The sequence below is a fragment of the Candidatus Gracilibacteria bacterium genome (genome assembly GCA_010119145.1).
GTDB lineage: Bacteria > Patescibacteriota > Gracilibacteria > BD1-5 > UBA6164 > JAACSU01.
Genome location: JAACSU010000019.1, coordinates 1 through 11,937 on the forward strand (window position 1 = coordinate 1; position 11,937 = coordinate 11,937).

Here is an 11,937-nt window from a genome sequence, read left to right on the forward strand (position 1 = left end):
TGACAAAAAAATTATTCATCTTTCAGACAATGAAGTGTTTCTTGATGGTGGCGCCTATGATGGTGATACGATTAGATTGATTATCAAAGAATCAAAAAATAGGTTTAAAAACATATTTGCATTCGAGCCGGACAATAAAAATTACAAAAAAATAAATAATTATGTCAGGCAATTAAAAGATTCCAGAATAAAAATATTTAGGCTAGGGTTAGGAGATAAAAACAATACCCTTAGTTTTACAAACGAGGGAAATTTACAATCAAAAGTTATTAAATACGGTAAAATTCAAATAAAAATCGTTCCAATAGATAAATATATCGACGAACATTTTACCTACATCAAATTAGATATAGAAGGTTTTGAAAAAAAAGCATTAATTGGGGCAAAAAAGACTATAAAAAAATATAAACCAAAACTTGTCATATGTTCTTATCATAACCTGAATGACATATGGGAATTAACTATTCTCATAAAAAAGTTTCGACCGGATTATAAAATATTTTTACGGCATTACTCAGATTTTTTAATGGATACTATTTGTTATGCTGTTTAAAAAATTATGAATGAAGTTAGGTCTTGTCCAATTTGTTTACATGATAAAAGCGAATTATTATACACTCAGAAATTTGCCGAACATTTTGAGCATAAAATTGTTTTATGTAATTTTTGTGGTTTTGTTTACGTAAACAATACACCTTCTCAAAAATATTATAATGAATATTATAAAAATCAATCAAAATATGAGGGTACTCGTCAACATGAAATGCATGACGAATTTACATATAAACAATTTGACTATATTCTTAGGAAATTTATCCCAAAAAATTCAAGTATTTTAGAGGTAGGTTGTTCAGTAGGAAAGTTACTTGACTTTATAAAGCATAGAGGCTACAAGAATTTATTAGGGGTTGAGCCTGCTCCAGAGTGCAGAATAATCGCAAAGAAAGATTATAATATATCAGTTATTACATCAACTCTTGAAAAGTTTGCTTCAAAGAGGAAATATGATCTAGTTATTTTTTCAGCAGTATTGGAACATTTGACGGAAGTAAGAAATGCAATAATAAAAGCATATTCACTATTAAATACAAATGGAATGATTTATATTTGTGTGCCGGATGCAGAGCGTTTTCATAAAAAATTTGATGAACCGTATGGCGAATTTTCTACTGAACATATTAACTTTTTTACAGAAAAGTCACTATATCAACTAATGAGTAACTGTGATAAAGTTTTTATAAAAAGCGATGGAAAGGCAATCGTTTCACTATGGAAAAAAATAAAGATAGAAGATAACGGAATGCATAAATACATTTCACAATCACAAAAAAAAATGGGCCTTATTTTAAAAAAAATTGAATTATTGCCAAAAAATACCATTATTTGGGGAGTGGGCGCCTTGACTCAAAGATTACTTATGACAACAAAAATAAGAAATAAAATATTTAAATTTGTAGACAGTAATAAGAATTTAATAGGAAAAAAATTAGACGGAATCGATATATTATCACCTGACAAGTTAGTTGAATATAATAATCCTATATTAATCTCTTCCTTTGCCTTTAAGGATGAGATAGCTAAAGAAACAAGAAAAAGAGAATTAAAGAATAAAATTGTTACATTTTAATAATATGAAGAAAAAAGTTTCGATTACTATTCCATGTTTTAATGAAGAAGTAAATATAGAAACAACTTATAGAAAAATAAATGCAATAGTAAGAAAAATAAATTTATATGATTTTGAGTATATTATAATTGATAATGGTAGTATCGATCAAACAAGAAAAATTATTAAAAAATTAATAGAAAAAGATAAAAAAATTTCTGGAATATTCCTTTCAAGAAACTTTGGCCCTGAAGCGTCTGCTGCAGCATGTTACAAATATGCGCATGGTGATGCTGTAATTGCTTTACCTGCAGATTTACAGGATCCTCCTGAACTGATATTAGATTTTATTCAAAAGTGGGAACAGGGTTTTGACGTTGTAATAGGGATATATAGAAAAACCGAGGATGATTCATTTACAAAATTACTTAGAAGTTTCTTTTATTTTTTCTTTAGAAAAATCTCAAATATTGATGTCCCCGTGAATGCTTCCGGTGTAGGTCTTTTTAGCAAGAAGGTTGTAATAGCATTAAATTCCTTACCTGAAAAATATAGGTTTTTTAGAGGCCTTCGTGCATGGATTGGCTTTAAATCAACAAAAGTTTATTATGACCGAAAAAAAAGACAAGGGGGTATAAGTTCCTATAGCATACTTAATTATTTTAAACATGCAGAAATAGGAATATTTGGATTTTCTTATTTAATATTGGACTCAATGTTTTATTCTGGAATGGTTGTTTCTTTTTTCTCATTTATATTTTTAATGTCAGAATTCTCTTTATACAGTTTGGTAATTTTTATTGGATCTCTTTTGTTATTTGCTATCAGCATCATTGGAAAATACATTCAAGTTATTGTTGAAGAGACAAAGAACCGTCCAATGTATATCGTAGAAGAGACAATAAATGTAAAGGATAAAAAAAATAAACAATAATATGAATAAATTTATCCCAGGTAAAACTTACGTTCCCGTTTCAGGTAAAGTTTTTGACGAGGAAAAAATAAACAACCTTATAGAAGTTTAAAAAAAGGTAATGCGATCATTTCACAATCGTTTACATGTGTGATTTTTTCAAGGTTTTTATTAATTAAATAAAATTTTTTTGGTTTATAAAGTGTAATATAGCTGTGAATGGATTGACTTAGTTCTATACTATCTAATGAGTTATTCTTTACTTCAATCGGAATAATATCATTGCCGAAATGAGCGATAAAATCAACTTCAGCGCCGTCTTTTGTTCTCCAATAATTAATCTTAGAATTATTAAACATTTTTGACTCTTTTAATAGTTGATAAATAAAATTTTGAAATAAAAAGCCATCTGTCTTATCTGGAGGGGTTACAAATTGGTTACGATTATAATTTCGGAGTCCAATATCTGTAAAATAGAATAAGGGCATTTTAGTAAGTTCTTTACGAATATTTGAAAAAAATGGATTAATTCGATTAATAATAAATGTTTTTTCTAAGTACCAAAGGTATGTTTTTAATGTTTCACGATCAATATTTAAGGTTTGACTTAGCTCAGTTCTATTTACTAATTGTCCAATCTGGGAAGATAAAACAGAAACGAGGTGTATAAAATTTTCCGTTTTTTCGATATGAATAAGGTTTTGAATATCTTTTTCAACATAGCTATTATAAATTTCTTTTATTATATTTATTTTTTCCTCTAAAGTATTAGACAAAACTACTTTTGGATATCCGCCAAAATATAAATATTCTTGTAATAATGTTTCTGGAAGTGATTTGTCAAATTTAAAAAAGTCATGAATTTTATTTTTAAACTGATAGTTGGTCTTAAAGTTAATAAATTCAAAAAAAGTAATGGTGGGGATTTCAAATATCCGTTTTCGTCCGGCCAGTGATTCATGAATTTTTTCCTTTAGTTCAAGACTGCCGGAACCTGAAACAATCATTTTATATGGAAGATTACGATCGTAAATACCTTTAAGAAATAAACCTGCATTATCTAATCTTTGTATTTCATCGATAAAAAGATACCCTTTTTTTGTACCAAAATATAAATTTAGATAATTTACTAAATCAGTTTGAGAATTGAAATATTTATGATGATCATCTCTATCAATATTTAGGTGAAGGGTTTTTTCTCCTCGCTTATCTAATTGTTCTTTTATATGAAGCATAATTGTAGTTTTACCTGCTTGTCTTGGTCCAACAAGCATGGTAATTTCTTTTGACTGCAAGTGTTTGGTTATTTCTTCGATACTGATTCTTTGTATAAAAGTAGTCATAAATCGAGTATAACCCGAGAATATGTGGAATGCAATTGCTTTTTTTGCCGAGAATATGTGGAATAGATGGAAAAAAAACATCCGGAATGTTATTATTATGGTAATGAATAAATTTATCCCCGGAGAAACTTACGTCCCCGTCTCCGGAAAAGTTTTTGACGAGGAGGAAATAAATAATGCAATTTCGGCCGCTAGAGATGGTTGGTGGACCGAAGGTAATTGGGCAAAAGAATTTGAAAGGGAATTTAAAAAGTTTTTGAAAATAAATTATGTTTCGCTGGTCAATTCCGGATCTTCCGCAAATTTAGTTGCCTTGGCTTCCCTAACCTCTTCAGTATTTGGTGATAGAAGATTAAAAGCAGGAGATGAATTTATTACCTGCTCGGTTGCCTTTCCAACGACTGTCAATCCGGGCCTACAGTATGGTTTAAAACCGATCTTTATTGACGCAGAGCTTGATACCTTGAATATTGATGTTGATCAGATCGAAAAGGCAATAACAAAAAAAACTAAACTGATCATGGTCGCCCATACTCTGGGAAAACCCTATAACTTAAAAAAAATAATGAAAATAGCCAAAAAATACAATCTTTGGGTAATTGAGGATTGTTGCGACGCTTTAGGTTCTAAATATGACGGAAAACTTGTTAGTTCTTTTGGTGACATTGCCACCTTTAGCTTTTATCCAGCTCATCAGATGAGCTGTTCTTTTAATACGCCAATTCCCTATTTAGATGAGAAAGGAAGTTGGAATATGGAACCAATTGAAAAAATATATGAAACATATATTAATGACTCAAAAAAAATAAAAGTTTTATCATTTGATAAAAATAATAAAGTTAGTTGGTCAACTCCATCAGCAATATTAAGGCATAAGCTAGGAGCTGCAAAAAAAATGTTTAAAATAACCACTCAACATGGTAGATCAGTGGAAGTGACCGAAGATCATAGTGTATTTGTCATTGATCAAGAAACAGCGGACATTGTTCCAAAAGAAGCTAGACAAATAATGGTTGACGATTTTATTGTTACCACAAACAACATCCCTGCTAATTATTTGATTAAATATATTGATACTCTAAAATTTTTTAAAAATAAAGATACTTATATTTCAAATTTTTCAGTTGAAAATTTAAAATCAATAAAAAATCGTGATTATGCGTGGCAGTATAAATCTAGAAATGCTTTGCCAATAAAATATCTAAACTATTATGATCTCGATAAAGAAAACCTTTTTATAGGAATATCTCAATCAAATAAAATACCTATAAGAATTGTTATTAATGAAGAATTATGTAGATTACTTGGATATTATATGGCTGAGGGTTCATATCAAAATGGTCTTATATTTTCTTTCAATAAAAATGAAACAGATTTGATTAAAGATGTCGTTGCCATATCTAAAAGCCAATTTAATATAATTCCATCAGTTGGAAAAAGCAGAAACAATGAAATTAACGTAGAAATTCAATCAAAAAATGTCGAAATAGTTTTTAGAGAAGTTTTTAAAATAGAGAAAGGGGCAAAAAATAAAAGAATTCCTTGGTTTATGTTCCATACAGATGAAAAATGTGTCAAGGCATTTATTTATGGATATACAAGTGGTGATGGATCAATAAGAATATTAGAAGATAATACAAATAGGATTGATGTTACCAGCGTCTCTAAAGATTTATTAAATGATTTTCAATATTTACTTTCAAAAGTGGGGATTAGTGCCTCTTTTTATAGAAGAAACAAAGCTCACACTTCAAAAAAAATTAAAGGGGCAATAAGTTCAAATAATGAAAACTACACATTAAATTTTAGTGGTTATATATATGGAGATAAAACAATTGTTAAGCAAAACATCAAAGATAGAAATAATTTTGCTGATCAAATTCCATTACTTCCAGTATTTAGAAAGTATATTAATATAAGCAAAGATCAACAAATAATATCAAAAAAACGGTTACTTAAATATTTGGAATCAAATAAAAAACTCTATAAATTGGTTAATAGTGATTTATCATTCTTAAAGGTTAGAAGTGTTGAGAAAATATCTTATGATAAAGATCAGTATGTTTACGATTTTTCTGTTCCAGGCAATGAAAATTTTTATGGTGGATTTTTAGGTATTTTTCTGCATAATACCATGGGTGAAGGTGGAGCTGTCGTCACCAATAATTCTTTGATTCATAAATCTATCCGCCAGTTCCGTGATTGGGGTCGCGATTGTTGGTGTGATACCGGTAAAGACAACACCTGTCGTAAAAGGTTTGGATGGAAACTAGGACAACTGCCGCAAGGGTATGACCATAAATATATCTATTCACAGATAGGATACAACTTAAAGACAACCGACTTTCAGGCAGCTATAGGATGTGCTCAACTTAAAAAACTCCCCTACTTCATTAAAAAAAGACAGGAAAACTATGGAATTCTTTATGATTTTTTTAAACAATATAAAAAGTACTTTATCTTAATGAAAAACGATAAAAACGAAGAAGTCAGCTATTTTGGATTTCCTATAATCGTTAAACCAACAGCTCCATTTACACGCAATCAACTGACCGAATATTTAGAAAAAAATAAAATCGGCACCCGTAATATTTTCTCCGGCAATCTTCTCCGTCATCCGGCCTATATCAACCTAAAAAAGAACTTTAAAATAATCGGAGATCATAAAAACGCCGATCTTATAATGAGCAATGCCTTTTGGCTTGGCGTATATCCTGGAATAACAAAAGAAATGATGAATTATGTTAAAGAAAAAATAAAAGAATTTATCCCCCTTGACAAGAAATAGATATTTCGTCATCATTAGTGGTAGTTTATCTAACATTATAACTGACAAATGGATAAAATAGAGAAATTATTGATTTCAAATAAAAATGTATTTACCACGCAGGATTTAAGTGTTATTTGGGGAATTTCCGAAAAAACAAAAATTTGGGAAATCGTTAAGTATTATTTAAGAAAAAATAAATTGAATAGGATTTACCGAGGAATATATTCGATAAATAAGAAATATTCTCCGTTGGAATTAGCTCATAAATTACAGCCTCTTTCGTATATTTCTCTTCATACGGCTTTATCGATACATGGTATTAATTTTCAATATTATTCTTCAAATTATTCAATTGCTTTGATAAGTAAAAAATATTTAATATCAAAAGTTGAGTATTCATACCATCAGGTAAAGGATTTTATTTTTTTTAATAAACTAGGTTTAGTTGATAAAGGGTCATATCTGATAGCTGATAAAGAAAGAGCAATCTGTGATACGTTATATATTTGGCCAAGTATGAATATTGATCGGATAGACAATATTAATAAAGATAAATTATTAGAAACGGCAAAAATTTATAAAAATAAGAGACTGATTAATGATATTAAATTATTAATTAAAAAAATAGAATAACTTATGTTGGATAGAATTCAGCATGAAATAATTTTTAAAAAAATATTAAGAGATATTTATCAAGATAATAATCTTCAGGCAAAAATTACTTTTAAAGGTGGAACTTGTCTTTATATGTTTCATAAATTAGATCGTTTTTCAACTGACTTAGATTTTAATATTATTGGAGATGATTTTAATCCTGAGGAAGTAACTAAAATTTTAAAAACTTATTTAATAATTGAGGAATACAATAAGCGCTACACATATTTTTGGTTAGGTTCTTATGAAAAAGGAAAACAAAAAATTAAGGTAGAGATGAGCAAACGAGATTATCCTGATACATATGTAAATGTAGATTTTTATGGGTTGACAATACCAACTCTTTCTAAAAGCTGTATGTTTGCTCATAAGTTATGCGCTATAACTGACAGAAAAAAAGTAGTCAATCGCGACCTTTATGACGCTTACTTTATGTTTAAGGATAATTTTGAGATTAATGAAAAAATAATTGAAGTAAGGACAAAAAAAACTGCTAAAGAATACATAAAAAGTTTGATTCCATTTATCAGAGAAAATGTTAATCCTCATGATATCTTGCAGGGGTTAGGCGAGCTGGTAGATGATAAAATATGTAAAGAAAAAGTTAAAGAATTCTTGAATAGAAAAATTCTTAATATTGACACGAGTCAAGAAAGTGTAATGACAAATACACTATATGGATTCGATTAAGCGCAGATTTTAATTTTTTTTGTTATATATTAGAATATTTGATACAATGGGCATATGGAAATAAAGGAGAAAGATGAATTACAGAAGGCATGGCTAAAAAGCGCTAAAGAAGACTTTCAAATAGCTAAAGATTTAGTAGGCATGAAGCATTATCAGTGGGCCTTATTTTTATGCCATATAGCGATAGAAAAAGTCTTGAAAGCAAATTACATTAAAATAAAAGATCAATATCCACCACCAATTCATAAATTAGCTAAATTAGCCACAGATTGTAAGATTGTGTTAACTGAGGTACAAATTAATGAATTAAAAGAAATGACTACATTTCATATAGAAGCTCGATACGATGTTATAAAAGATAAGTTATATAAAAAAGCAACAAAGGAATTCACATTAAAATATTTTGAAATAACAAAAGAATTACTTAATTATTTTATTTCATTAATATGAAAAACGTAGTTTTTAAAAGTAAGCAAGTAAAAAAAGAGGTGAATAATTTTGTTGATTTATTACAAAAGGAACAAATAAAAATATCTAGGGTAATTCTCTTTGGTTCATTTGCTAAAGGGAAGCAAAAAGATTATTCAGATATTGATTTAGCCGTTGTTTCTCCAGATTTTGGAAAGGATACTCATAAAGAAATGATGTTTTTAGTTCACCTGTCATTGAAAGTGTCTGATAGAATAGAAGCAATTCCAATTGCGGAAAAAGATATGCTGATGAAATATCATCCATTAATCGGAGAAATAAAAAAATACGGAAAAATAGTCTATTCTTCAAATTAATAAATAATTTTCATCATTAATAGTCTGGTTTAGAATAGACTATTGACAACAAGACTATAGCAAAAGATAAAAATATTATTTTAATTCACGAAGACAAGACTGTACAATCATGAATAATGCTTTTTGGTTGGGAGTCTGGCCGGGGATAAGTGAGGAGATGATGGAGTATGTGAAGGAAATAATTGAGTCATTTTTAAAAATTCAGTAGTGGAACGATTCATTAAATCACACCACTACTTTTGCACTCTTTTAAACAAATACAGATTATAAATCTCATTCAACTTCCAACTTTTCACTAATTTATTTGGGACAAAAGTATTAAGTTCATAAGCCGGATCTTTGAAAACATCTGCATTTTTGCTGATCACATACAGATAATCATTATGATAATAATCTTCATAGCTCATCTTCACTCCATCTTTTTTAAGGTGAAATTTAATTACCATGGAGAGGTTGTCATAGATATGATTGACGATGTTATAGTTTTTGACGTTTTGCGTTTTTATTATTTCATAAGTTTTTTTTTCCATCAAATAATTCCAGTTTGGTGACATTCCAAAACCGTGTGAAGGTTTTGGCAGATAAATAAAAGCATCAAAAATAATTAAAATTATCGCAACGGTTATTATTAAAAAATATGAAATATATTTTTTAAAATAACTACTAATCAAGGCAAGAGTTAAAATGCTAATCGATAAATATCGATGAGGAAGAATTTGAAAAGGAGCCCCGCTGTGGGGTTTAGAACTAAATAAATAATCTCTGATGACATGTAGATTATAAAATTGATTTTTCAGTTCAAATAAAATCATCGGAGAAAAACCGACGCAGAATCCCCCAATCATTATCAGAATAGATTTAATACGAAATCGTTTTATAAATGAATAATATATAAATAAAATAAATAAAATGATTACAATCTGGTAATGAAATTGTATGAGGATTCCTGTATACGCAAATATGAAAAATAAATAAATACTGTTAGGTTTTGTTTTATGCAGGCCCATAAGATATATCAGGATTGTGGAAAGTGGAATCAAGAAATTCGGGCCGAAAAAGAAGCGGGTATAGTCAATAAACATGGGTAACAATGTATAAAGCACTACCATCAGAAGAGCCGTTTTTTGATTAGCTAATTTTTTCATCCCGCTATATAACGGGATTATGCCAAATGACGAAAAAATCATAAATATGTACGACGATACGATTGGATCAAATTTTCCGGGAACGGCAAAGATAAGCGTAAAATAATAAAGAATACTACCTTGTAACAGTAATTTATTATCTGCAGATATCGAGCTTCCGGGGCCAACGAGCGTAATTTCTTTGTTTTTCCACATTTCAAGAATACGAGTAAACCCATTACCCTGATCAAAGGAAAAGTTGAGAGCGGGAACAAAATGAAGAGATCGGATAGCAATGAAAAGAATTATCAATAAGATAAAAACTAAAAACTCATTTTCAAATATTTTCTTCATAAATATCTTAATAATATATTATAATTAGCTCAAATAATATGTCCAGAAAATCTTTCATAAAAAAATTCAAATAATTAAATTATTTATTGACAATCTGTTTCTGATTTAGTAGAATTAATCTACCAATTTAGAAACATATGAAAAAAGCCAATCTTGATAATCTAAACAATTTGTTGTTATTTACTAAAGAATTGTTGAGGCAATGGGAAAAAAACGAAGATTCATTGAACTTTAATATTAAATATTGGTCAAAAAATGGATTAATTATCCCTTTAAAAAAAGGAAAATATATTTTAAAATCACGTTTTGAAAAAGAAGAAAATAAAGATTTGTATTTAGAATATTTAGCAAATAAGATATATGAGCCTTCCTACATCTCTGGCGAATATATAATGAGCAAATATAATCTTCTAACTGAAGCAGTTTACGGTATAAGCAGTGTTACGACAAAAAAAACTAAATCTTTCGATAATAAACTTGGAAAATTTAATTACTACTCTCTTAGCCCACGACTTTTTTTTGGATATGGATCGGTGAAATTTTATTCTGCCAGTATCATGGTAGCTAAAAAATCAAAAGCGGTTTTGGATTATTTATATTTAAGATTCTGTAAAAATGCTTTGATTTCTGAAAAGGCAATAGAAGAATTGCGGATTAACTGGGAAAATTTAAACAAAAACGAATTTTTAGAATTAGAAAAATATGCGGTTATTGCCAATAATAAAAGAACCTTGAAAGTTATCAGTTTGATTAAACAAAAATACTATGATTGAGCAAATTTTAAAAATAATCGTTCAAGAAAAAAAATTACAGGGAAATAGCAAATCTTTAATAAGAAATTACCTTAAAGAATACATCCAATATCTTGTCCTTTCTTTATTGTATAACCAAAAGAAAATGAAAAATTTAGTCTTCAAAGGAGGATCTTGTCTAAGAATATGCTATGAGCTTCCAAGATTATCTGAAGACTTAGATTTTGATTATGATGAAAAAAAATTAGGTAAGAATATTCTTGGAGAGTTAGATGAATATCTAAAAAAAGAAATTAAAATGAAATATTATTCTGAGTTAGAAACAAAGATTCAAGCAACGATGAGACTTTATCTAAAGTTTCCTTTTCTAAAAAGCTTAGGTCTATCAAATGAATCTGAAAGTGATAAGTTATATGTCAAAATTGAAACTACAAATGAACTTATTCCTTTTGCTAACTATACTTTGACTCCAATATCAAAATATGGGTTTAATTTCGTTGTAAATCACTATGATCTGCCTTCTTTAATGAGTGGTAAGATTAACGCTTTACTTTTTAGAGTTTGGTTTAAGGAGTCTGAAGATAAGGAAGATCAAATTGATATTAAAGGGAGAGATTTTTACGATCTTTTTTGGTTTTTACAAAAAGGAATAGAACCCAATTGGAAGATGTTAAAGAAAACTGCTGGAATCAAAAATAACAAAGAATTAAAAGAAATATTGATGAAAAGAATAAAAAAAGTGGTCACTCCTCAAAAATTATCGTATGATTTAAAAAACTTCATCAATGACAATCAATTTGTTGAAGATTTTTCCAAAAATTATCTTATTATTATAAATAATTTATTAAATAAATAAATAGTCTGGTTACGATTAGACTATTTATGACTAGACTTTGAAGGATAAAAATATTATCTTGATTCGTGAATATAATATTATTTAACTGTG

At 28.4% G+C, this 11,937-nt stretch carries 11 protein-coding genes; 9 read left to right on the forward strand and 2 right to left on the reverse strand.

The genetic code is table 25. The annotated features are described in order from the left end of the window. From GW846_06325 to GW846_06335, 3 genes are all read left to right on the forward strand, one after another. The coding region (locus GW846_06325; protein ID NDK10360.1) for an FkbM family methyltransferase at positions 1–553 on the forward strand (553 nt) is incomplete at its 5' end. A 6-nt stretch (positions 554–559) separates the two neighbouring features. Next, positions 560–1,627 carry a class I SAM-dependent methyltransferase gene (locus GW846_06330; GenBank protein NDK10361.1) on the forward strand — a complete coding sequence of 356 codons (1,068 nt, stop codon included), beginning with the start codon at positions 560–562 and terminating at the stop codon, positions 1,625–1,627. Between the two features lie 4 nt (positions 1,628–1,631). Further along, entirely contained in the window at positions 1,632–2,540 is a 909-nt protein-coding gene (locus GW846_06335) for a glycosyltransferase family 2 protein (GenBank protein ID NDK10362.1), read from the forward strand. A 77-nt stretch (positions 2,541–2,617) separates the two neighbouring features. Here the strand turns inward: GW846_06335 and GW846_06340 are convergent, their stop codons facing one another. Continuing rightward, complete coding sequence (locus tag GW846_06340; GenBank protein NDK10363.1) at positions 2,618–3,862, reverse strand: ATP-binding protein; 1,245 nt, start codon at positions 3,860–3,862, stop codon at positions 2,618–2,620. A 22-nt stretch (positions 3,863–3,884) separates the two neighbouring features. Here GW846_06340 and GW846_06345 point away from each other — a divergent pair, with 22 nt between their 5' ends. From GW846_06345 to GW846_06360, 4 genes are all read left to right on the forward strand, one after another. After that, on the forward strand, positions 3,885–6,650 hold the full coding sequence (locus GW846_06345; protein ID NDK10364.1) for an aminotransferase class I/II-fold pyridoxal phosphate-dependent enzyme: 2,766 nt from the start codon (positions 3,885–3,887) through the stop codon (positions 6,648–6,650). Between the two features lie 618 nt (positions 6,651–7,268). Next, the gene (locus tag GW846_06350; protein ID NDK10365.1) at positions 7,269–7,976 is read left to right on the forward strand and encodes a nucleotidyl transferase AbiEii/AbiGii toxin family protein; all 708 of its coding nucleotides are present in this window, start codon (positions 7,269–7,271) and stop codon (positions 7,974–7,976) included. A 54-nt stretch (positions 7,977–8,030) separates the two neighbouring features. After that, on the forward strand, positions 8,031–8,435 hold the full coding sequence (locus GW846_06355; GenBank protein NDK10366.1) for a HEPN domain-containing protein: 405 nt from the start codon (positions 8,031–8,033) through the stop codon (positions 8,433–8,435). Next, positions 8,423–8,761: a nucleotidyltransferase domain-containing protein gene (locus GW846_06360; protein ID NDK10367.1), complete on the forward strand. Its 339-nt coding sequence runs from the start codon at positions 8,423–8,425 to the stop codon at positions 8,759–8,761. Before GW846_06355 ends, GW846_06360 begins: the two co-directional genes overlap by 13 nt. 233 nt (positions 8,762–8,994) lie before the next feature. Here the strand turns inward: GW846_06360 and GW846_06365 are convergent, their stop codons facing one another. Continuing rightward, complete coding sequence (locus tag GW846_06365; GenBank protein NDK10368.1) at positions 8,995–10,101, reverse strand: glycosyltransferase family 39 protein; 1,107 nt, start codon at positions 10,099–10,101, stop codon at positions 8,995–8,997. 275 nt (positions 10,102–10,376) lie between these two features. Here GW846_06365 and GW846_06370 point away from each other — a divergent pair, with 275 nt between their 5' ends. Continuing rightward, a complete protein-coding gene (locus tag GW846_06370) occupies positions 10,377–11,060 on the forward strand; it encodes a hypothetical protein (GenBank protein ID NDK10369.1) in 684 nt (227 codons plus the stop codon). 76 nt (positions 11,061–11,136) lie between these two features. After that, positions 11,137–11,847, forward strand: coding sequence for a nucleotidyl transferase AbiEii/AbiGii toxin family protein (locus GW846_06375; protein ID NDK10370.1), 711 nt, complete (start codon positions 11,137–11,139; stop codon positions 11,845–11,847). Positions 11,848–11,937: the final 90 nt, after the last annotated feature.